The sequence below is a fragment of the Actinacidiphila paucisporea genome, assembly GCF_900142575.1.
Classification (GTDB): Bacteria; Actinomycetota; Actinomycetes; order Streptomycetales; family Streptomycetaceae; genus Actinacidiphila; species Actinacidiphila paucisporea.
In genome coordinates, this window is the sequence record NZ_FRBI01000023.1 from 61905 (window position 1) to 83425 (window position 21521).

Here is a 21521-nt window from a genome sequence, read left to right on the forward strand (position 1 = left end):
GGAAGTCCCCTTATGTGTTGGTCTTGGGTGTTGCCGTCGAAACTACCCTCATCGGATGGAACGCGGACGGGGGATGCGCCGGTTCCGCGTCCGCGGGTAAATCCCGTGACGAAGGGGCGCTCGGCGCGGGACCATGGAGGCATGTCCGGGCCACTGATCATCCGAGGTTCCGTCTCCGTGCCGGAGGCGGAGCTGCAATGGCGTTTCTCGCGCTCCTCGGGCCCCGGCGGCCAGCACGTCAACACCACCGACAGCCAGGTGGAGCTGCGCTTCGACCTGGCCGCGACCGAGGCGCTGCCGCCGGTGTGGAAGCGCCGGGCGCTGGAGCGGCTCGACGGGCGGCTGGCCGGCGGCGTGATCGCCGTCAGGGCGTCGGAGCACCGCTCGCAGTGGCGCAACCGCGAGGCCGCCCTGACCCGGCTGGCCGCGCTGCTGGCCGAGGCGACCGCGCCGCCGCCGAAGGTCCGGCGGGCGACGAAGATCCCGCGCGGCATCAACGAGCGGCGGCTGCGGGTGAAGAAGCACCGCGGCGAGACCAAGCGCGGCCGCAGCGGCGGCGGCTGGGACTGACGCCGCCGCTGCCCGGCCCGCGGGCGCCGCTACCGCAGGAAGCGGTAGCGGCCGCGGAAGTACGTCAGCGGTCCGCCGTCGGCGCTGGGGGTGCGGGCGGCCAGCACGTGCGCGACGACGAGCGTGTGGTCGCCCGCGGGTACGCGCTGTGCGGTCTCGCACTCCACTATCGACAGGGCGCCGCCCAGGACGGGGGCGCCGGAGTGCTCGCCGCGGTAGTAGGAGATGTCCTCGAAGAGCAGCCGGTCGCTGATCCGGCCGCGCAGCGCGAACCGCCCGGCGATATGCCGCTGGCTCTCGCTGAGCACGGACGCGGCCCAGCGGGGCTGCCGCTCGAGCAGCTCGTCCATCCGGGACCCGACCCGGACGCTCACCAGCACCATCGGGGGTTCGAGGGAGACGGACATGAAGGCGGTCGCGGTCATGCCGACGTCCTCGCCGCGCGGCCCGTCGTCCGGGTCGTGCGCGGTGATGAGGACGACGCCCGCCGACAGGCGGGTCATCGCGGCGCGGAAGGCATCGGTGTCGACGGTCTGGGCCATGGTGATCCCAGGATGCCGGTCTGGTGAAGTGGGAAACACGTTCCTCACGTTACGGGTCGGTAGGAGTTTGCGGATCGGGCTGTGGTCGCAGTCATACCCTGGCCTGGTCCTAGGTCCCTCCCCGCACCCTCCGTGTCCGCACGCTCACCCGATGATGTGACTTGAGTCACAAGCGGCAGTAATTGTTGACCCTGTGTACCGACCGCACAGCTCGCTGTGATTCAGTTGCCGGTGTAGACCGGTGCCGCCGGTGTCATCGGATGTATCGCACAACACACGGGAGTTGTTGTCGAGGGCGCGGAGAAGGGCATGGATACCGAGTCGGAGCCTTACGTCCGCCTCGCGACCTTGCGTCAACTGCACCAGGTCGTGGCGGACCTCAACACCGCACGCAGTCTTGCCGACACCCTCCAGGCCGTGGCCGACGGGGTGGTCAAAGGGCTGGGCTACGACCTCGCAGCCGTCAACCTGGTGCGGCCCGACGGCGACCTGGTCGTCGCCGCGTTCGCCGGCAGCACCGCCGGCGAGGCACTGCTGTCCGGCAAGGTCGGCCCGCGCGCGTCCTGGGAGCGGCGGCTGACCATGGGCCAGCGCTGGGGCTCGCTGCGCTTCATCCCGCACACCGAGGGCTGGGTCCTCATCGACGACGACGTGCCCCAGTGGCACACCGAGGGCCCGCTGCCGCGCTTCGCCGACGAATGGCACCCCGGCGACCGCCTCTACGCCCCCATGCGGTCCTCGCAGAACGGCGGCGGCGAGCTGATCGGCGTGATCTCCGTCGACCGCCCCTCCACCGGGCGCCACCCGGGACCGTGGGGCTGCGAGGCCCTCCAGATGTACGCCTTCCAGGCCGGCATCGCGATCAGCAACGCCCGCATGCGCGCCAACATGCAGCGCGCCCTGGTCCGGCTCGAACGCGACCAGCAGGCCCTGCGGGCCAGCGAGGAGAGCTTCCGGCAGGCCTTCGAGTACGCCCCGAGCGGCATGGCCATCGCCGAGATGGGCGGCGACCAGCACGGCAAGCTGCTGCGCGCCAACGACGCGCTGTGCCGGCTGCTCGGGCGCAGCAGCTCCGTCATGCGGCGCTACTCCTTCTCCGACCTCGTGCACCCCGAGGACGTCGGCCTGCTGCTGCGCACCTCCGCGGAAGGCGGCCGGGCCGAACTGCGGCTCGCCCGCCGCGACGGCTCCTACGTATGGGTCTCGCTGCGCAACTCCGTCGTCGCCGACACCGCGGACGGCCCGCGCTTCCTGCTCACCCACGTCGAGGACATCGAGGAGCGCAAGGGCCGCGAGCTGCAACTCGCCCACCGCGCCAGCCACGACTCGCTCACCGGCCTGCCCAACAGCGCCGAGCTGCGCGCCCGCCTCTCCGCCCGGCTCTGCTCCCGCCCGCAGGACAAGGACGCGGCCGCACTCGCCGCCGAGGCGGAAGGCCCCGACGAATTCGCCTTCAGCTACGGCTACGGGCCCGAGGAGCTGGCCGCGCCGCTCGGCGCCATCGGCTACGACTCGCACATCCACACGGTCGCGCCCGACGAGAACGACCCGGCGCCCGGGAAGGGGCTCGCCGTCCTGTTCTGCGACCTGGACGGCTTCAAGTCCATCAACGACCGCTTCGGCCACCACACCGGTGACGCCGTCCTCATCGAGGTCGCCCGCCGCCTCACCGGGGCGGTCCGCGACGGCGACACCGTCGCCCGACTCGGCGGCGACGAATTCGTCGTCCTCGCCGACGGCCTCGCCCCGGCCGACGCGGCCGACCTCGCGGTGCGCCTGCGCAACGCGATCATCCCGCCCATCCGCGTGGACGGCCGCGCCGTCCGCGTCGGCGCGAGCTTCGGCATCGGCTGGGCCGGCTGCGGCATGACCGCGGAGCAGGTGCTCCACTCGGCGGACCAGCGCATGTACGTCGAGAAACGCAGCCGATCGTCTTCTCCGCGCCCCAACCACCGCCGCGCCGGCTGATCCCTGGCCTCAGCCGGCCTCCACTCGCCCCGCCCCCGCGGCGGGGGCTTGTCGCGCGGTTTCCCGCGCGCCCAGGTGATTGCCCCGTGCGGTGCGTCCCTTGCCTACGGCGCCGTCGTGGCTGAGCGCGCAGTTCCCCGCGCCCCCTTGGGGTCCTGCTTCCTCCTACGCCCAGCGTTAGCCCCTGCCAGGGGCCGTGTCTTCTGCCGCAGGCAAGCAACGCGCAGCAAGGGGCAGCACCCCAGGGGCGCGTGGGGGTACCTCCAGGCGAAGCGCTGGGGGAGAACGGAGCGACAAGCCACGACGGCGCCGCAGGTAAGCGACGCACCGCGAGGGGCAGGGCGGGGCGGGGAACCCCCGGTAGGGGAAGATCGGGGGATGGGACAGGTAGAGGACGAAGCGCGGCGAGTGGCCGCGCTGAAAGCGTGCCGTCGGGTGTTGGCGAACCCCGCGCGGGAGTCGATCGCGGAGCGGATGGCGCGGCTCGCGCAAGAGGGCGCTGAGGCGTACGACACGACCGCGCCGGTCGACTTCTACGGCGACGAGGCGAGCGTCGTGGGCGAGGTCGAGCGCCGCACGGCGGAACTGCTGGGCGCGCCGGCCGCCGCGTACTTCCCCACGGGAACGATGGCCCAGCAGGCCACCCTGCGCGCCTGGGCCGGCCGCACGGGCAACCGTACGGTCGCGTTGCATCCGCTCGCCCACCCCGAGCGGCACGAGCGCGGCGCGCTCACCGCCGTGAGCGGGCTGCGTACCGTCCACCCGACGACGGATCCCCGCCTGCCCAGCGCCGCGGAAGTGCGGGATTTCGAGGAGCCGTTCGGGACGCTCATGCTGGAACTGCCGCTGCGCGAGGCGGGATTCGTGCTGCCGACGTGGGAGGAGCTGGTCGCGACGGTCGAGGCGGCCCGCGAGCGGGACGCCGTGGTCCACCTGGACGGCGCCCGGCTGTGGGAGTGCGCCCCGCACTTCGGGCGTTCGCCGGCGGACATCGCCGGGCTCGCGGACAGCGTCTACGTGAGCTTCTACAAGTCCCTGGGCGGCATCTCGGGCGCCGCGGTGGCCGCGTCCGCGGACGTCGTGGCGGAGCTGAGGGCGTGGCGGCACCGCTACGGCGGGCAGCTGTTCATGCAGTTCCCGGCGGCGCTGTCCGCGCTGGCGGGGCTGCGCAACGAGCTGCCGCGGCTGCCGTCGTACGTGGCGCACGCCAAGCGGGTGGCGCGTGCCCTGCGCGAGGGGCTGGCGGAGGGCGGCGCGACCTGGCCGCGTACGCACCCCGACGAGCCGCACACCCACCAGTTCCAGCTGTGGCTGCCCTACCCGGCGGACGTGCTGAACGAGGCGGCGGTCACCCAGGCGGAGGAGACCCGCGAGTCGCTCTTCGGCCGCTCCCGCTTCCGCGAACCCGACCTGCCGGGGCTGTCGATGACGGAGGTCACCGTCGCCCTGGACGCCCTCGACTGGTCGGAGGAGGACGTCCGCCGGGCCGCCGCGGACTTCGCCGCCCGTCTGCCCTGAGGGGCGTCAGATCCGCAGCAGCAGCTTCCCGGTGGTCGAGCGGGACTCGACGAGGCGGTGGGCCTCGGCGGCCTCCGTGAGCGGGAATTCCGCCGTCACCGGCAGCTCGACGCCCCCGTCGGTCACCGCGCGGAAGGACGCGTCGGCCAGCTCCCGCAGGCGCTGCGGGTCGGCGGCGGCCAGGCCCATCAGGGAGAAGCCGGAGACGGTGAGGGCTGCCGGGTAGAGGTCGGCGGGGCCGGCCTGCCAGGGGGCGGCGGAGCCGGAGTTGCCGAAGGAGACGAGGCGGCCGAAGCGTGCCGTGACCGCGAGGGTGCGGCGGAAGTTCTCGCCGCCGATCGGGTCGAGGGCGATGTCGACGCCCCGCCCGCCGGTCGCTGCCAGCACGTCCGTGTCGAAGTCCGGCGCGAGGAAGACCTGGTCGTAGCCGGACTTGAGGGCGTGCGGCGCCTTGTCGAAGCTGGAGACGACGCCGTATACCGCGCTGGCCCCGCCGAGCCGGGCGAGCTGTCCCGCGACCGTGCCGACGCCGCCCGCGGCGCTGTGGACGAGCACGGTGTCGCCCTCGCGCAGCCGTGCGAGGTCGTGCAGCAGGGCGTATGCCGTGGGCAGCACGCTCGGCAGGGTCGCGGCGGTGCGAAGGTCGAGGCCGTGCGGGACCGGGAAGGTGGTCGCGGCGGGGGCGACGGCTATCTCGGAGTAACCGCCGCCGCGCAGGAAGGAGGTGACCTCCTGCCCGGGTGCGAAGGCCGTGACGCCCTCGCCGACGGCGAGCACCCGGCCCGAGACCTCGAGCCCTGGGCGGAAGGGGAGCGCGTCGACCCGGTAGCCCTCCGCTCTGGCCAGGACGTCGGCGAAGTTGATGCCGGCGTAGGCGACGTCGATGCTGACCTCGCCCGGCCCCGGCACGGGTTCCGGCAGGTCCACCGGATGCAGCACCTCGGGTCCGCCGAGCTCCTCGAAGATCATGGCGCGCATGACGCTTCCCCCCTGCTGTTCAATGAAGTGCGAACATCGTCGAGTGTATGATCTGGATCGAACACTCGGCAACTCGGTTTGATTCCGTACCGACCTCCGGGAGGACGTCTTGACCGCACCGCGGGCACACCGGGCCGCCCCGGATCACACCCACCCCGACCACGTACCCCTCCTGACGGCGCTTAGTGCTCTCGCCGACCCCGTACGTCTGCGGCTGGTACGCGAGTTGGCCGGATCCGCCGACTGGGACCGCGCCTGCGGCTCCTTCGACGTGCCGGTCGGCAAGGCCGCGCTCAGCCACCACTTCGCCACCCTGCGGGCCGCCGGCCTGGTCGAGCAGCGCGATGCGGGCCCCAAGCGGCTCAACCGGCTGCGCAGGGCCGAGTTCGACGCCCGCTTCCCCGGCCTGCTCGACCTGGTCCTGCGCGCGGAGCCGTAACCGTACGGACCCGGTCACAGCGCGCCGCCGCCCGCCCTGACGAGCCCCGACTCGTACGCCAGCACCACCGCCTGCACCCGGTCGCGCAGATCCAGCTTCGTCAGGATCCGCCCCACGTGCGTCTTCACCGTCGCCTCCGACAGCACCAGCTTGCGGGCGATCTCGCCGTTCGACAGGCCCGTCGCCACCAGCAGCAGCACCTCGCGCTCCCGCTCGGTGAGCTTGCCCAGCTCCTGGTGCCGCGGCTCGCCGCCCGCGGCCGGCAGCATCGGCGTGAAGCGGTCGAGCAGCCGCCGGGTCGTACTCGGCGCGACCACCGCGTCCCCGCTGTGGACCGAGCGGATCGCGGCCAGCAGCTCGTCCGGCGGCACGTCCTTGAGCATGAAGCCCGCCGCCCCTGCCTTGAGCGCGGCGAAGGCGTACTCGTCCAGGTCGAAGGTCGTCAGGATCAGCACCCGCGGGCAGTCGCCGCGCCCGCGCTCGCCGCCGCAGATCCGGCGGGTCGCCTCGACACCGTCCATCCGCGGCATCCGCACGTCCATCAGCACCACGTCCACCCGGGTGGAGCGCAGCACCTCCACCGCCTCGGCGCCGTCGCCGGCCTCGGCGACGACCTCCATGTCCGGCTGCGCGGCCAGCACCATACGGAAGCCGGTACGCAGCAGCACCTGGTCGTCCACCAGCATCACGCGGATCGCCATCAGATCCCTCTCCTGTTCACTTGCCCGCCGCCGTCAGCGGCAGCACCGCGCTGATGCGGAAACCACCCTCGGGGCGCGGGCCGGCGACCAGCGTGCCGCCGACCATGCCGATCCGCTCCCGCATGCCGATCAGGCCCTGCCCGAGCCCGTCCCTGCCGCCCTGCTCGTACAGCCCGTCCCTGCCACCCCGCCCGTCGTCCTCGATCAGCAGGTCGAGCGCCGCGTCCCCGAACCCCAGCAGGACGCTGGCACTGGCCCCGTCCCCACCGTGCTTGCGCACATTGGTCAACGCCTCCTGCACGATCCGGTACGCCGTCAGCTCGACACCGCTCGACAGCGGCCTGGCCTGCCCCGCGACCTCGAAGCGCACCGGCAGCCCCGCCCCCCGCACCTGGTCGATCAGATCCGCCAGCTGGTCCACGCCGGGCTGCGGCACATACTCCCCGCCCGCGTCGTCCCCCGCCCGCAGCAGCCCCAGCAGCCTGCGCATCTCGGCCAGCGCCTGGCGGCCGGTGCTGGAGATCGTGCTCAGCGCCTGCTTGGCCTGGTCCGGCGCCACATCCAGCACATAGGCGGCGCCGTCGGCCTGCACGACCATCACCGACACGTTGTGCGCGACCACGTCGTGGAGCTCCCGCGCGATCCGCGCCCGCTCCGCCGCGACCGCGACCCTCGACTGCGCCTCCCGCTCCCGGTGCAGCCGCGCCGCCCGCTCCTCCAGCTCCGCGTAGTACGCCCGCCGGGTACGCAGCCGGTCGCCGACCACCCACGACAGCGCGAAGATCACCGTCAGGAAGAACGTCTGGATCAGTGTCGTCCAGATCGTCGAGCCCTCTTCGTGCGGCGGCCACCGCACCGTGGCGATGGGCGTCGCCAGCAGCCCCGCGGTCAGCGCCAGCCGCGACGACCAGCGCGCGCCGTTCGACGCGCACGTGTAGATGACCACCAGCATCGCGGCGTCGCCGGGATTGGGCGCCTGCACGTTCAGCGCGAGCTGGGCCGCGCCGGTGCCGATCGCGAGCAGCAGCATCTTCTCCGGCGCGGTGCGCCGCAGCGCGACGACGGCGGCGAGGGCGAACGACACCGGGACGGCGGCGGCGCGGGCCGCCGGCGACGGTGAGTGGTCGGCGGCGATCCACACCGCGGACGCCGCGAGCAGGACGACGGCCCAGAAGCTGTCGACCCACGTCGGGTGTTTGCGGAAGAACTCGTAGATGCGCTGCACATAACCCAGCGTATGTACGGCAACCCGTCCCGGGGTCACCCCCGGGAGCGATCCCCCCTACGCCCCAGGGTGGACATCCCCCCTCCGGGAACCCCCGCATATCCCCCTGCGGCGGGCGGTCGCCTTCCAGGTGATTGCCCCGCACCGGGCAGGGCCGCAGGGCCACGACGCGGCCGCGGGGGCGCGCGCGAGCGCGGAAGTGGAAGGGGAACCACCCCCCGGGGTGGGGTGCGTCACGGACGGGGAGGGAAGGGTTCGCGTAGGATTGACGAGAAGTAGCCCTAGCGGGAGGCGAAATGGTGGAGCAACGGCCCGGCCGTCTGACCGTGGGCGTCGTGGGAGCAGGGCGGGTCGGACCCGCCCTGGCGGCGGCGCTGGGGATGGCCGGGCACCGCCCGGTGGCCGCCTCCGGCGTGTCCGAGGCGTCACGGCGCAGGGCCGAGGCCCTGCTGCCGGGCGTGCCGATGGTGGAGCCCGGCCAGGTGATGGCCACCGCCGACCTGGTCCTGCTGACCGTCCCGGACGACGCCCTGCCCGACCTGGTCAGAGGCCTCGCGGAGACCGGCGCCGTACGCCCCGGCCAGCTGCTCGTGCACACCTCGGGCCGGTACGGCACGTCCGTGCTGGACCCGGCGTTGCGCGCGGGTGCGCTGCCCTTGGCGCTGCATCCGGCGATGACCTTCACCGGCACCCCGGTGGACGTGCAGCGGCTGGCCGGCTGCTCGTTCGGGGTGACCGCCCCGGGGGAGCTGCGGCTGGCGGCGGAGGCGCTGGTCATCGAGATGGGCGGCGAGCCGGAGTGGGTCGAGGAGCAGGCCCGTCCGCTGTACCACGCGGCGCTGGCGATCGGCGCGAACCACCTGGTGACGCTGGTGGCCCAGGCCAGGGACCTGTTGCGGGCGGCGGGCGTGACGGAGCCGGGCAGGATGCTCGGCCCGCTGCTGGGCGCCGCCCTGGACAACGCGCTGACGGCCGGCGACGGCGCCCTCACGGGGCCCGTGGCCCGCGGCGACGCCGGCACGGTCGCCGCCCACCTGCGGGAGCTGCGCGAGCACGCCCCCGAGACGGTGCCCTCCTACGTGGCGATGGCCCGCGCCACCGCCGACCGCGCCCTGGCCAACGGCATGCTCAAGGCCGAGTACGCCGAGGCGCTGCTCGGCGCCCTGTCCGACGAACCCAGCCCGCAAGACGGGGGCCTCGCATGACCGAGCTCGTCCACCACACCGGCGACCTGGCGCCCTGTGACGCCGTCGTGATGACGATGGGCGCCCTCCACGAGGGCCACGCCTCGCTGATACGCCGGGCCCGCGCCCTGGCCGGCAGCGGCACGGTGACCGTGACGGTCTTCGTGAACCCGCTCCAGTTCGGCCCGAACGAGGACCTGGCCCGCTACCCCCGCACCCTCGACGCGGACGTCGGGATCGCAGCAGCGGCCGGCGCCGACGTGGTCTTCGCCCCGGACGTGGACGAGGTCTACCCCGGCGGCCGGCCGCAGGTGCGGATCACCGCGGGACCGATGGGCGAGCGTTTCGAGGGCGCGTCCCGCCCCGGGCACTTCGACGGCATGCTCACGGTGGTCGCGAAGCTGCTGCATCTGACCCGGCCGGCAGCGGCCGTCTTCGGCCAGAAGGATGCCCAGCAGCTCGCCCTGATCCGCCGCATGGTGACCGACCTGAATTTCCCGGTGCGTATCGCCGCGGCGCCGACCGTGCGCGAGCCGGACGGCCTGGCGCTGTCCAGCCGCAACCGCTTCCTCACCCCGGCGGACCGCGAGCAGGCACTCGCGCTGTCCCGGGCCCTTTTCGCCGGCCGCGACAAGCTGGCCGAGGGGCCGCGGGCGGTACGCGAGGCCGCCGCCGCCGAGGTCGCCGCTTCCGGCATCGAGGCCGACTACGTGGCCCTCGTCGACCCCGCCGACTTCACCGACGCCGCCCCCGGCCACAAGGGCCCCGCCGTCCTCGCGGTGGCCGCGAAGATCGGCGCCACCCGGCTGATCGACAACATCCCGCTGGAATTCGGAGCCGCTCAATGAACGCATCTGGAGCCGGCGGCAGCGCCGGCAGCACCACCGGCATACGCCTGCACGCCCCCGCGCCCGGCTGGGCGATCAGCGCCGACGTGGTCGTCGTCGGGTCCGGGGTCGCCGGGCTCACCGTGGCGCTGCGGTGTGCCGCGGCGGGCGCCAAGGTCATCGTCGTGACCAAGGCGCAGCTGGACGACGGGTCGACGCGCTGGGCGCAGGGCGGCATCGCCGCGGCCCTGGGCGACGGCGACACCCCTGAGCAGCACCTGGACGACACCCTGGTCGCGGGCGCCGGCCTGTGCGACGAGGACGCGGTCAGGACCCTGGTGAGCGAGGGTCCCGACGCGGTGCGGCGGCTGATCGGGACCGGGGCGCGCTTCGACACCGACCCGGCCAGCGGCGAGATCCTGCTGACCCGGGAGGGCGGGCACCACCGGCGGCGCATCGCGCACGCGGGCGGCGACGCGACCGGCGCGGAGGTGTCGCGCGCCCTGATCGACGCGGTGCGGGCCGCGGGCGTCGCACAGGCCGGAGGCGGGCTGGAACTGATCGAGAACGCGCTGGTCCTCGATCTGCTCGACGACGCCGAGGGCCGTACCGCGGGCGTCACCCTGCACGTGATGGGCCAGGGGCGCCGCGACGGTGTCGGCGCGGTCCATTGCCGAGCCGTGGTGCTGGCCACCGGCGGGATGGGCCAGGTTTTCTCGGCGACGACCAACCCCGCGGTGTCGACCGGCGACGGCGTGGCCCTGGCGCTGCGCGCTGGCGCCGAGGTCAGCGACATCGAGTTCGTGCAGTTCCACCCCACCGTGCTGTGGCTCGGCCCGGACGCGGAGGGCCAGCAGCCGCTGGTGTCGGAGGCGGTGCGCGGCGAGGGCGCGTATCTGGTCGACGCGGAGGGCGTCCGCTTCATGGTCGGGCAGCACGAGCTGGCCGAGCTGGCGCCGCGCGACATCGTCGCCAAGGGCATCACGCGGCGGATGCAGGAGACCGGCGCCGCGCACATGTACCTCGACGGCCGGCATTTCGGGGCGGCGATGTGGGCCGAGCGCTTCCCGACGATCCTGGCCGCCTGCCGTGCGCACGGCATCGACCCGGTGACCGGGCTGATCCCGGTGGCGCCCGCCGCGCACTACGCCTCCGGCGGTGTCCGCACCGACCTGTCCGGGCGTACGACGGTGCCGGGCCTCTACGCGTGCGGCGAGGTCGCCTGCACCGGTGTGCACGGTGCGAACCGGCTGGCGTCGAACTCGCTGCTGGAAGGCCTGGTCTTCGCCGAGCGGATCGCCGCCGACGTCCTGGAGGTGCTCGCCGACCCGTCCGCGGCGCCCGGCGAGCCGGTGGCGGTCCCCGAGTCCGGGGGCGCCCCGCTGCTGGCCTCGGAGGCCCGCTACGAGGTGCAGCGCATCATGACCGCGGGTGCGGGCGTGCTGCGCAGCGCGGAGTCCCTGACGGCCGCCGCGGGGGCGCTGGAGCGGCTGCACACCGCGGCGGTGGAGGCGTACGACAGGGAAGGCAAGACCGCGGAGCCTTGCGTGGAGACGTGGGAGTCCACCAATCTGAGTCTGGTCGCGCGGGTCCTGGTCGCCGCCGCCCGGCGCCGCGAGGAGACCCGCGGCTGCCACTGGCGCGAGGACCGTCCCGACCGCGACGACCGCGACTGGCGGCGCCACCTCGTCGTACGCCTCACCCCGCACCGCACGCTCGACGTCCGTACGACGCAGGGCCCGGGCTTCCCGCCGGTCCGTGCCGCGCGGGCGGCGGCCGTCGTCGGGGATGATGGGGCCGGGGGAGCCCGCCCGTAGCCCCGTATGCCGGCCCACCGCACCCGTACCGCCCAGGCACCGCCTCAGAAGGAGCACCAGTGACCAGCCCCGACCGCCCGCAGCCCGTCTCCCTCCCGCTGCCGCAGTTCGGCCCGCCGGACGAGGCGAGCGGCGGCGGTGGCGGCTGCGGCGACGGCTGCGGCTGCGGCGCCGAGGACGCGGACTACGGGATCGACCCGCTGGAGTGCGGCCTCGACCCCGACCTGGCGCAGCTGATCGCCGACGCGGGCCTCGACCCGGTGCAGGTCGAGGACATCGCGCACATGGCCATCGAGGAGGACCTCGACCAGGGCGTGGACATCACCACGATCGCCACCGTCCCCGAGGAGTCCCGGGCGGTCGGCGACTTCACCGCCCGCGAGGCCGGCACGGTCGCGGGCCTGCGGGTCGCCGAGGCGGTGCTGTCGGTGGTGTGCACCGACGAGTTCGAGGTCGAGCGGCACGTGGAGGACGGCGACCGGGTCGCCGCCGGGCAGAAGCTGCTGACGGTACGCACCAGGACCCGGGACCTGCTGACCGCCGAGCGCAGCGCGCTCAACCTGCTGTGCCGGCTGTCCGGCATCGCGACCGCCACCCGGGCCTGGGCGGACCTGCTGGAGGGCACCAGGGCGCAGGTGCGCGACACCCGCAAGACCACGCCGGGCCTGCGGGCGCTGGAGAAGTACGCGGTCCGCTGCGGCGGCGGCGCCAACCACCGCATGTCGCTGTCCGACGCGGCCCTGGTCAAGGACAACCACGTGGTGGCGGCCGGCGGTGTCGCCCAGGCCTTCAAGCTGGTGCGGGCGGAATTCCCCGACGTGCCGATCGAGGTCGAGGTCGACACCCTGCACCAGGTGCGCGAGGTGCTGGCCGCCGGCGCCGACCTGATCCTGCTGGACAACTTCACCCCGGCGCAGACCGCGGAGGCCGTGGCGATCGTCGGCGGCCAGGCCTTCCTGGAGTCCTCGGGCCGGCTGACGCTGGAAACCGCCCGCGCCTATGCCGAGACCGGCGTCAACTTCCTGGCGGTGGGCGCGCTGACCCACTCCTCCCCGATCCTGGACATCGGCCTCGACCTGCGAGCGGAAGCGTAGAGGCGGATGCTGCTCACCATCGACGTCGGCAACACCCACACCGTCCTGGGGCTCTTCGACGGCGAGGAGATCGTCGAGCACTGGCGCATCTCCACCGACGCACGGCGCACCGCGGACGAGCTGGCGGTGCTGCTCCAGGGCCTGATGGGCATGCATCCGCTGCTCGGCGACCTCGGCGACGGCATCGACGGGATCGCGATCTGCTCGACGGTGCCCTCGGTGCTGCACGAGCTGCGCGAGGTGACCCGCCGCTACTACGGCGACGTGCCGGCCGTGCTGGTCGAGCCGGGCGTCAAGACCGGGGTGCCGATCCTGGTCGACCACCCCAAGGAGGTCGGCTCCGACCGGATCATCAACTCGCTGGCCGCGGTCCACCTCTACGGCGGCCCGTGCATCGTGGTCGACTTCGGCACCGCCACCACCTTCGACGCGGTGTCCGCCCGCGGGGAGTACATCGGCGGCGCCATCGCCCCCGGTATCGAGATCTCGGTCGACGCCCTCGGCGTCCGCGGCGCCCAGCTGCGCAAGATCGAGCTGGCCAGGCCGCGCAGCGTGATCGGCAAGAACACGATCGAGGCGATGCAGTCCGGCATCCTCTACGGCTTCGCCGGCCAGGCGGACGGCATCGCCGAACGCATGGCCCGCGAACTGGCCGCCGACCCCGACGACGTCACGGTCATCGCCACGGGCGGCCTGGCGCCGCTGGTGCTGAACGAGGCCTCGATCATCGACACGCACGAGCCGTGGCTGACGCTCATCGGCCTGCGCCTGGTCTACGAGCGGAACATCTCCACCACCTGATCGCTCGCGAAAGCGCGCCGCCGGGACACGACGCACCGCGGGGGGCGTCATTGCCGAGCATTTGTCCGCTTAGCACTTAAAGTCCAGACATGCCTACGCCACACGGAACCCGAGGCGGCATGGCGTTCAGCGCGGACGAGGTGCGCGTGCTGCGGCGCGCACTCGCGGAGGTGCTGCACCCCAGCAGGGCCGCCGTGGCCGTCGCGCCGAGCGCGGCGGCCGCCACGCACCGCCCCGCTGCCGCGCGGGTGCGGGACTGCCTCAGGCTCGCCGAGGCGGTGGACGAGACGGCCAGGGAGGCCGGGCGGCTGCGCGGCTTCCTGCTGGCCGAGCTGCGCCGCTACCGCGAGGCGCTGCCCGGCTCGGCCGCCGGCTACTTGGAGCGGCTCACCGCCGCCGTGGCCGCGGGATACCTGCCCGGCGCCGACGATCTCGCGGCGCTGCGCGGCCTGCGCGCGCAGTCCACCGGCAGCCCCGAGCACCACCGGCGTACCGCCCTGCTGCGCCACTGCGAAGACCTGGCAAGCGAGAACCTGGCAGACAACGGAGTACCACTGCGTCTGGAGGCCCATATGCCCGCGCCGCGCCGCCTGCTCGCCCTCCCCGGCCCGTCCGCCGCCGGTGAGGGACCCGACGCCGAGCCCGAACCCGAGAACAAGCCCGTCCCCGGCGCCCCCAAGCCCGGCACGCCCGCCCCGGGCCGCCGGACGCCGACCCCCGCCGAGATCTGGCCGCCCGGGCGCCGTCCCGCGCCCCGGCCCGAGGATGAGGACGCGATGGCCGCGCTGGCCGGTCTGGTGGGCCCGCGCCGGGCCTGCTGAACGCAGCCGTACGGGTACCCCGGCCGCGGGCCGGGGCACCCGTATGCAAGGCGCCGGGAGAGCGTGGCTACGCTGGCGCCATGGACTACGTATCCGCGATCGTGCCCCCGCTGGTGATGGCGATCTTCTTCATCTGCGTGATCGTCACGATGATCAAGCACCAGGGCGGCGCCAACAAGGCCAGGGAGGACGCGGCGGTGGACGCCGCCTTCGCCCGGGCCGAGGCCGCGCAGCGCGCCGCCGCAGAGGACAACTGACCCCCCGAATCCCCGACGGGTTCGCATTCCGGGCATTTAGCCTTACCAGCGCTTAGTATTCCGAGTGTGCCCCGGCCATTGGGAGACCTCGAAGACGCCGTCATGACCCGGGTGTGGGAGTGGAACCGGCCGGTCACCGTTCGTGAGGTTCTTGAGGACCTGGCGCGGGAGCGGACCATCGCCTACACCACCGTGATGACCGTAATGGACAACCTGCGCCAGAAGGGGTGGCTGCGCAGGGAGGCCGATGGGCGCGCTTATCGCTATGAGGCGGTATCGACGAGAGCCGCATACTCGGCCGCACTGATGAACGAAGCCTGGGCCGCGAGCGACAACCCCGCCGCGGCCCTCGTGCACTTCTTCGGCATGATGTCGCCGGAACAGCGTGAAGCGGTCCGTGACGCAATGCGCGTCATCCAGTCCGTGGACCCCTCGGGTCCGACGGAAGCCGAAGGACGATAGCGTCCGTCCATGCCCCTCGTGTCGAATGACGTCACCATCCGCAGGGCCCGCACCGTCGATGTCCCCGCGGTACGCCGGTTGCTGGACTCGTATGTGCGCGACCGCATCCTGCTCGACAAGCCGACGGTGACGCTTTATGAGGACATCCAGGAGTTCTGGGTGGCCGAACGCGACGAGGACGCGTCCGTCGTGGCGTGCGGCGCCCTGCACGTGATGTGGGAGGACCTGGCCGAGGTCAGGACGCTGGCGGTGGACCCCGCCCTGCGCGGCGCCGGAGTCGGTCACCAGTTGCTGGCGAAGCTGCTGCAGACCGCGCGGTGGCTGGGAGTGCGTCGAATTTTCTGCCTCACGTTCGAAGTGGACTTCTTCGCCAAGCACGGCTTCCGGGAGACCGGGGACACGCCTGTGGACCGCGATGTGTTCGGGGAGCTGCTGCGTTCCAATGACGAGGGAGTCGCCGAGTTCCTCGACCTGGAGCGCGTGAAACCGAACACCTTGGGCAACAGCCGCATGCTGCTGCAACTGTGACGTTCCGGTTTGTCCGGATCGCACGGTCTCGGGTGGACCTCTTCGTGCAAGGGGTTTGTGTTTTCCCCGCAAAGGCGCTTTGCTTTTACCGTTAATCCGTTTTCGATGAAAGGGAAGCCGGTGGCACAGAAGGTTCAGGTCCTTCTCGTAGACGACCTCGACGGTGGTGAGGCGGACGAGACCGTGACGTTCGCACTCGATGGTGTGACGTACGAGATCGACCTCACCACGGCGAATGCCGACAAGCTGCGCGGGCTGCTCAACCCGTACACGGACAGTGGCCGCAGGACGGGCGGCCGGGTCGGTCGCGGGCGCACCAAGGCGGTGCGCAGTGGCGGGACCTCCGGTCCCGACACCGCCAAGATCCGCGCATGGGCGAAGGAGAAGGGCTACGAGGTCAACGACCGCGGCCGGGTGCCGGCCACGATCCGCGAGGCGTACGAGAAGGCCCACGGCTGATCCTGGGTGCGCGCCCGCAGCGCGATCCGGTGGCAGGCTGTCGCCAGCGCGGCGACGAGCGCCGGGAGGCCGATGGGAACCCCCGATCCATCGGCTCCTCCGGTGACCCGCAGTGCGGGCACGGTGGCCTCCACGTCGACGCCAGGCCGGGGAGGCCGCAGCCACACCGGCGCAGACCGGTCGTATGCGGCCTCCCGGCGGTGCCACTCGGGGTGCGCCGGCGCCCGCATCCACTGGCCGGCGCCCAGCGCGGTCACGTCCAGGGCGATGCCGCCCCACTCCAGCCATTCCAGCAGCCCCGGCAGCTCCTCCGCGGCGCCCGCCGCGACCAGCAGCCGGACCCGGTGCCCGTCCAGCGCCACCGGACCCAGCTCCCCGGGCCGCGGAAAACGGGCCAGCAGCGCGTACCCGACCGCCGCCGGCACGTCGAGCGCGTCGAATCGCACCCCGGTGACCAGCCCCGGCGGCAGCGTCCCCGTCAGCGGCCACCCCAGCTCGTGCTCGTACCAGCCCATGCCAGTGCAACTGCGGGGCCGCACCGGGGTTACGTACCGTGCGTGACAGAACACGTACGGTGTGCGGAATGTACGATTCCGGAGGAGGGGGACCCGGCTTGAACTGTTCGCCATGGCGCAAGGTTGTTCGCCCGTAGCGCACACCTGTCGGACATCCGGTGTGGACTGTCGGTCGCTGAGGGTAAGAAGTACCTAGTGGGGAGGGCTGGTGTGACGGCAGGCACGGCAGGCGTTCGCCACGGGCGTAGTTGATAAAGACGTATTCGCCTGGCCTGCGGGAACATCGTCTCGCACCATCGAGGTTGTGGGAGTGACGTCAGCCGGTAGCGCAGCTTTCCCCGTGGCAGCGGGGGTGGATACGTGAGCGGCGCCGCTGTGCGGGACTAGCATGCGGAAGGACAGGGAGGGGACCGACCCCTCACTGCCCGACCGCTCTGAGGAGCGATTAACGATGTTCGAGAGGTTCACCGACCGCGCGCGGCGGGTTGTCGTCCTGGCTCAGGAAGAAGCCCGGATGCTCAACCACAACTACATCGGCACCGAGCACATCCTCCTGGGCCTGATCCACGAGGGTGAGGGTGTCGCCGCTAAGGCCCTGGAGAGCCTCGGGATTTCTCTTGAGGCGGTCCGCCAGCAGGTGGAGGAGATCATCGGCCAGGGGCAGCAGGCCCCGTCCGGCCACATCCCCTTCACTCCCCGGGCCAAGAAGGTCCTGGAGCTGTCGCTCCGCGAGGCTCTTCAACTGGGTCACAACTACATCGGCACCGAGCACATCCTGCTCGGCCTGATCCGCGAGGGCGAGGGCGTCGCCGCCCAGGTCCTCGTGAAGCTGGGCGCCGATCTGAACCGGGTCAGGCAGCAGGTCATCCAGCTGCTGTCCGGTTACTCGGGTGGCAAGGAGTCGGCCACGGCCGGCGGGCCGGCCGAGGGCACGCCCTCGACCTCGCTCGTCCTGGACCAGTTCGGCCGCAACCTGACCCAGGCCGCCAGAGAGACCAAACTCGACCCGGTCATCGGGCGCGAGAAGGAGATCGAGCGGGTCATGCAGGTGCTGTCCCGCCGCACCAAGAACAACCCGGTCCTGATCGGGGAGCCCGGCGTCGGCAAGACCGCCGTCGTGGAGGGCCTGGCCCAGGCGATCGTCAAGGGCGAGGTGCCCGAGACGCTCAAGGACAAGCAGCTCTACACCCTGGACCTCGGCGCCCTGGTGGCCGGCTCCCGCTACCGCGGTGACTTCGAGGAGCGCCTGAAGAAGGTGCTCAAGGAGATCCGCACCCGCGGGGACATCATCCTGTTCATCGACGAGCTGCACACCCTGGTCGGCGCCGGCGCCGCCGAGGGCGCGATCGACGCGGCCTCGATCCTCAAGCCGATGCTGGCCCGCGGTGAGCTGCAGACCATCGGTGCGACCACGCTCGACGAGTACCGCAAGTACCTGGAGAAGGACGCGGCCCTCGAGCGCCGCTTCCAGCCCATCCAGGTCGCCGAGCCGTCGCTGCCGCACACCATCGAGATCCTCAAGGGTCTGCGCGACCGGTACGAGGCCCACCACCGGGTGTCGATCACCGACGAGGCCCTGGTGCAGGCCGCCACGCTGGCCGACCGCTACATCTCGGACCGCTTCCTGCCGGACAAGGCGATCGACCTGATCGACGAGGCCGGCTCCCGGATGCGTATCCGCCGCATGACGGCGCCGCCGGACCTGCGCGAGTTCGACGAGAAGATCGCCGACGTCCGCCGGGAGAAGGAGTCCGCGATCGACTCGCAGGACTTCGAGAAGGCCGCGTCCCTGCGGGACAACGAGAAGCAGCTGCTCGCCGCGAAGGCCAAGCGGGAGAAGGAGTGGAAGGCCGGCGACATGGACGTCGTGGCCGAGGTCGACGGCGACCTGATCGCCGAGGTCCTCGCCACCGCCACCGGCATCCCGGTCTTCAAGCTGACCGAGGAGGAGTCCTCTCGGCTGCTGCACATGGAAGACGAGCTGCACCGGCGGATCATCGGGCAGAAGGACGCCGTCAAGGCGCTGTCCAAGGCCATCCGCCGCACCCGCGCGGGTCTGAAGGACCCCAAGCGCCCCGGTGGCTCGTTCATCTTCGCCGGCCCGTCCGGTGTCGGTAAGACCGAGCTGTCCAAGGCGCTCGCCGAGTTCCTCTTCGGCGACGAGGACGCGCTGATCTCGCTCGACATGTCGGAGTTCAGCGAGAAGCACACCGTCTCGCGGCTCTTCGGCTCCCCGCCCGGCTATGTCGGGTACGAGGAGGGCGGCCAGCTCACCGAGAAGGTGCGGCGCAAGCCGTTCTCGGTCGTCCTGTTCGACGAGGTCGAGAAGGCGCACCCGGACATCTTCAACAGCCTGCTGCAGATCCTGGAGGACGGTCGCCTGACCGACTCCCAGGGCCGGGTCGTCGACTTCAAGAACACGGTGATCATCATGACCACCAACCTCGGCACCCGCGACATCTCCAAGGGCTTCAACCTGGGCTTCGCCGCCCAGGGTGACACGAAGTCCGGGTACGAGCGGATGAAGAACAAGGTCAGCGACGAGCTCAAGCAGCACTTCCGCCCCGAGTTCCTCAACCGTGTGGACGACGTCATCGTCTTCCCGCAGCTCAGCCAGGACGACATCCTGCAGATCGTCGACCTGATGATCGGCGCGGTGGACGAGCGGCTGCGCGACCGCGACATGGGCATCGAGCTCAGCCTGGAGGCCAAGGAACTGCTCTCCAAGCGCGGCTACGACCCGGTCATGGGCGCGAGGCCGCTGCGGCGGACGATCCAGCGCGAGATCGAGGACTCGCTCTCCGAGAAGATCCTCTTCGGCGAGCTGCGTCCCGGCCACATCGTGGTGGTGGAGGTCGAGGGCGAAGGCGAGACGGCCACCTTCACCTTCCGCGGCGAGGAGAAGGTCACGGTGGCGGACGCCCCGCCCGTCGAGACCCCGAACCTCTCCAAGGAGAGCTAGCCACACCTGGCGCGAGCAAGGCCCCGGACCGCGAGGTCCGGGGCCTTTTCGCGCCCTCACGCAGGACGCCGCCGGAGGCTCCGGAAGCCCCGCCGAGGTGAGGCGCCGCACGTGACGCGTGCCACGTACTACCGGAAATAGTGGGCCTCGGGGCTCTCTCGGAAGTGGGCGAAACGGACTATTCACCGGTTTTCGGCCCGGGTGGCGCCGGGGTGCGGGGCTCGGCCACCTACGACCCCGGATAGGAGAGGGGGTGTTTGCCGGGCCGTCGGGCCCCGGGTTACCAAGGTGGAGCGACGGGCCGCACCCCGGCCCGGTACCCCCACCCAGTGAGGTTGTTTTCTGCATGCGTAAGAACTCGACGATGAAGAACCGCACCCCGAAGTCCGTGAACCGCGGCCGGGTCGCCGTAGTGACCGGAGGACTGGTCGCGGCGCTCGCGCTGGGCTCGACCGCAGCGTTCGCCGCCGGCGCCGGCCACGAGGCGGCTCCCGTCTCGGCAGTCGCCGCCGCTCCGGCCGCGAGCAGCGTCTCCGACGTGCTGCAGAAGCAGGTGACGGGCCAGAAGGACGCCGCCGCGCAGGCCAAGGCCAAGGCGGAGGCGGCGGCGAAGGCCGCGGCGGAGGCCAAGAAGGAGGCGGCCGCCAAGGCCGCCGCCGACCGCAAGGCGCGTATCGCCGGCTGGATGACCCCGACGCCCCACTACGTGCTCGGCGCGGGCTACGCCCAGGTCGGCGTGCACTGGGCCCACACCCACTCCGGCCAGGACTTCGTCGTGCCGACCGGCTCCACCGTGCGGGCCGCGCACACCGGCACCGTCGTGACGGCGGGCTGGGGCGGCGCCTACGGCAACAACATCGTGATCCAGCACGGCTCGCAGCTGTACACGCAGTACGGCCACCTCTCGCACATCGAGGTGCACGTCGGCGAGCAGGTCATCACCGGCCAGGAGATCGGCAAGTCCGGCTCCACCGGTAACTCGACCGGCCCCCACCTGCACTTCGAGGTCCGTACGACCCCGTACTACGGCTCCTCCGTCGAGCCCCTGCACTTCCTGCGCGCCCACGGCGTGAACCCGTAAGCAGGCGGTCGCACAGTCGCACAAAAGAACAGACGTCAACCGGCCGCCGGCGGGTCAACCCGCAAGGACACTCGCCTCGGCCTGGGCGACGAGATCGAGGGCGACCTCGAGGATGGCCGCGCGCTTCTCCTCGGGGTCGCCCTCGACGTTCTGCGTCACGAACATGCCGGCGTGCATCGCGAACAGCGCGGTGACGCTGCGGACCTGCGCGGCGATCGGCGCCGCCGGGTCCTTGAGCAGCTCGCCGAGCGCCTTCATGCTCTGCCGGAAGTTCTCCCCGACGGTCAGCTCGCGTACCGTCGCCTGGTTCTCCTGGATGAAGCGGAAGAGGTCGAGCGTGCTCCACAGGATGTCGCTGTAGCGCCGCAGCAGCTCCTGCTTGGTGGCCAGCGAGTGCGGCTGGGCCTCGGCCCAGGCGATCAGTTCCCGCAGCGGCCGGGTCAGGTCCTCGGCGACGCTGCTGAGAATGTCTTCCTTGGTCTTGAAGTGGTAATACAGCGCCGCCTTCGTGACGTCGAGCCGCTCGGCGATCTCGCGCAGTGAGGTCTTCTCGTAGCCCTGCTCCGCGAACAGTTCCAGCGCGACCTGCTGGATGCGGCGGCGCGTGTCGGTCCTGCGCTGCTGCGGGTGCTGCTGGGATGTACCCATGGGCTCGTCGCTCTCCTGCTGCACTACGTGACCCCTTCATAGGGGAGTGTGACCGACCGGGAGCCCTCACGGTAGGGCCTGTTTCCGAGGCTACGCACTTACTTGACGCCCGGCTAGTAAACAA

Annotated in this window: 22 protein-coding genes; 16 read left to right on the top strand and 6 right to left on the bottom strand. The window is 72.0% G+C overall.

Annotated elements, in window-relative coordinates; genetic code table 11:
- The first annotated feature begins 141 nt into the window (after positions 1 to 141).
- Entirely contained in the window at positions 142 to 570 is a 429-nt protein-coding gene (gene arfB, locus BUE44_RS27355; protein ID WP_073501671.1) for an alternative ribosome rescue aminoacyl-tRNA hydrolase ArfB, read from the top strand.
- A gap of 29 nt (positions 571 to 599) precedes the next feature.
- Here arfB and BUE44_RS27360 read toward each other — a convergent pair whose 3' ends face one another.
- Positions 600 to 1112, bottom strand: coding sequence for a flavin reductase family protein (locus BUE44_RS27360; protein ID WP_073501672.1), 513 nt, complete (start codon positions 1110 to 1112; stop codon positions 600 to 602).
- 309 nt (positions 1113 to 1421) lie between these two features.
- Here BUE44_RS27360 and cdgB point away from each other — a divergent pair, with 309 nt between their 5' ends.
- Positions 1422 to 3080: a diguanylate cyclase CdgB gene (gene cdgB, locus BUE44_RS27365; protein ID WP_073501673.1), complete on the top strand. Its 1659-nt coding sequence runs from the start codon at positions 1422 to 1424 to the stop codon at positions 3078 to 3080.
- A gap of 378 nt (positions 3081 to 3458) precedes the next feature.
- On the top strand, positions 3459 to 4598 hold the full coding sequence (locus BUE44_RS27370) for a threonine aldolase family protein (protein ID WP_073501674.1): 1140 nt from the start codon (positions 3459 to 3461) through the stop codon (positions 4596 to 4598).
- 6 nt (positions 4599 to 4604) lie between these two features.
- On the opposite strand, the gene BUE44_RS27375 is transcribed toward BUE44_RS27370, so the two are convergent.
- A complete protein-coding gene (locus BUE44_RS27375; protein ID WP_073501675.1) occupies positions 4605 to 5576 on the bottom strand; it encodes a quinone oxidoreductase family protein in 972 nt (323 codons plus the stop codon).
- Positions 5577 to 5685: 109 nt separating this feature from the next.
- Between BUE44_RS27375 and BUE44_RS27380 the strand changes: the two genes are divergently transcribed.
- A complete protein-coding gene (locus BUE44_RS27380) occupies positions 5686 to 6015 on the top strand; it encodes an ArsR/SmtB family transcription factor (protein ID WP_073501676.1) in 330 nt (109 codons plus the stop codon).
- Positions 6016 to 6029: 14 nt separating this feature from the next.
- Here BUE44_RS27380 and BUE44_RS27385 read toward each other — a convergent pair whose 3' ends face one another.
- Both BUE44_RS27385 and BUE44_RS27390 read right to left on the bottom strand, forming a co-directional pair.
- Positions 6030 to 6716 carry a response regulator transcription factor gene (locus tag BUE44_RS27385; protein WP_073501677.1) on the bottom strand — a complete coding sequence of 229 codons (687 nt, stop codon included), beginning with the start codon at positions 6714 to 6716 and terminating at the stop codon, positions 6030 to 6032.
- A 16-nt stretch (positions 6717 to 6732) separates the two neighbouring features.
- A complete protein-coding gene (locus tag BUE44_RS27390) occupies positions 6733 to 7941 on the bottom strand; it encodes a sensor histidine kinase (protein WP_073501678.1) in 1209 nt (402 codons plus the stop codon).
- A 296-nt stretch (positions 7942 to 8237) separates the two neighbouring features.
- Between BUE44_RS27390 and BUE44_RS27395 the strand changes: the two genes are divergently transcribed.
- The 10 genes from BUE44_RS27395 to BUE44_RS27435 all read left to right on the top strand — a co-directional run bounded on the left by BUE44_RS27395 (position 8238) and on the right by BUE44_RS27435 (position 16191).
- Positions 8238 to 9146, top strand: coding sequence for a Rossmann-like and DUF2520 domain-containing protein (locus BUE44_RS27395; protein WP_073501679.1), 909 nt, complete (start codon positions 8238 to 8240; stop codon positions 9144 to 9146).
- Positions 9143 to 9973 (top strand): pantoate--beta-alanine ligase, encoded by an 831-nt coding sequence (gene panC, locus BUE44_RS27400; protein WP_073501680.1) that lies wholly within the window; start codon positions 9143 to 9145, stop codon positions 9971 to 9973. Before BUE44_RS27395 ends, panC begins: the two co-directional genes overlap by 4 nt.
- Positions 9970 to 11769, top strand: a complete 1800-nt coding sequence (locus tag BUE44_RS27405) for an L-aspartate oxidase (RefSeq protein ID WP_073501681.1) — start codon at positions 9970 to 9972, stop codon at positions 11767 to 11769. Before panC ends, BUE44_RS27405 begins: the two co-directional genes overlap by 4 nt.
- Positions 11770 to 11867: 98 nt before the next feature.
- Positions 11868 to 12863, top strand: a complete 996-nt coding sequence (gene nadC, locus BUE44_RS27410) for a carboxylating nicotinate-nucleotide diphosphorylase (protein WP_407640064.1) — start codon at positions 11868 to 11870, stop codon at positions 12861 to 12863.
- A gap of 6 nt (positions 12864 to 12869) precedes the next feature.
- Entirely contained in the window at positions 12870 to 13664 is a 795-nt protein-coding gene (locus BUE44_RS27415) for a type III pantothenate kinase (RefSeq protein ID WP_073501683.1), read from the top strand.
- Positions 13665 to 13753: 89 nt separating this feature from the next.
- Positions 13754 to 14485, top strand: a complete 732-nt coding sequence (locus BUE44_RS27420; RefSeq protein WP_235002501.1) for a hypothetical protein — start codon at positions 13754 to 13756, stop codon at positions 14483 to 14485.
- 80 nt (positions 14486 to 14565) lie between these two features.
- Positions 14566 to 14742, top strand: a complete 177-nt coding sequence (locus tag BUE44_RS38030) for a hypothetical protein (protein ID WP_200804540.1) — start codon at positions 14566 to 14568, stop codon at positions 14740 to 14742.
- Between the two features lie 66 nt (positions 14743 to 14808).
- A complete protein-coding gene (locus BUE44_RS27425; RefSeq protein WP_073501685.1) occupies positions 14809 to 15204 on the top strand; it encodes a BlaI/MecI/CopY family transcriptional regulator in 396 nt (131 codons plus the stop codon).
- Between the two features lie 9 nt (positions 15205 to 15213).
- Positions 15214 to 15732 (top strand): amino-acid N-acetyltransferase, encoded by a 519-nt coding sequence (locus BUE44_RS27430; RefSeq protein WP_073501686.1) that lies wholly within the window; start codon positions 15214 to 15216, stop codon positions 15730 to 15732.
- 120 nt (positions 15733 to 15852) lie between these two features.
- Positions 15853 to 16191 (top strand): histone-like nucleoid-structuring protein Lsr2, encoded by a 339-nt coding sequence (locus tag BUE44_RS27435; RefSeq protein WP_073501687.1) that lies wholly within the window; start codon positions 15853 to 15855, stop codon positions 16189 to 16191.
- On the opposite strand, the gene BUE44_RS27440 is transcribed toward BUE44_RS27435, so the two are convergent.
- Positions 16122 to 16706, bottom strand: a complete 585-nt coding sequence (locus BUE44_RS27440; protein ID WP_073501688.1) for an SCO3374 family protein — start codon at positions 16704 to 16706, stop codon at positions 16122 to 16124. The two genes, BUE44_RS27435 and BUE44_RS27440, sit on opposite strands and share 70 nt — an antisense overlap.
- A 451-nt stretch (positions 16707 to 17157) precedes the next feature.
- Here BUE44_RS27440 and BUE44_RS27450 point away from each other — a divergent pair, with 451 nt between their 5' ends.
- A complete protein-coding gene (locus tag BUE44_RS27450) occupies positions 17158 to 19668 on the top strand; it encodes an ATP-dependent Clp protease ATP-binding subunit (RefSeq protein WP_073501689.1) in 2511 nt (836 codons plus the stop codon).
- Between the two features lie 346 nt (positions 19669 to 20014).
- Positions 20015 to 20749, top strand: coding sequence for a M23 family metallopeptidase (locus BUE44_RS27455; protein WP_073501690.1), 735 nt, complete (start codon positions 20015 to 20017; stop codon positions 20747 to 20749).
- A 54-nt stretch (positions 20750 to 20803) separates the two neighbouring features.
- On the opposite strand, the gene BUE44_RS27460 is transcribed toward BUE44_RS27455, so the two are convergent.
- On the bottom strand, positions 20804 to 21397 hold the full coding sequence (locus BUE44_RS27460; RefSeq protein ID WP_073501691.1) for a TetR/AcrR family transcriptional regulator: 594 nt from the start codon (positions 21395 to 21397) through the stop codon (positions 20804 to 20806).
- Between the last annotated feature and the right edge of the window lie 124 nt (positions 21398 to 21521).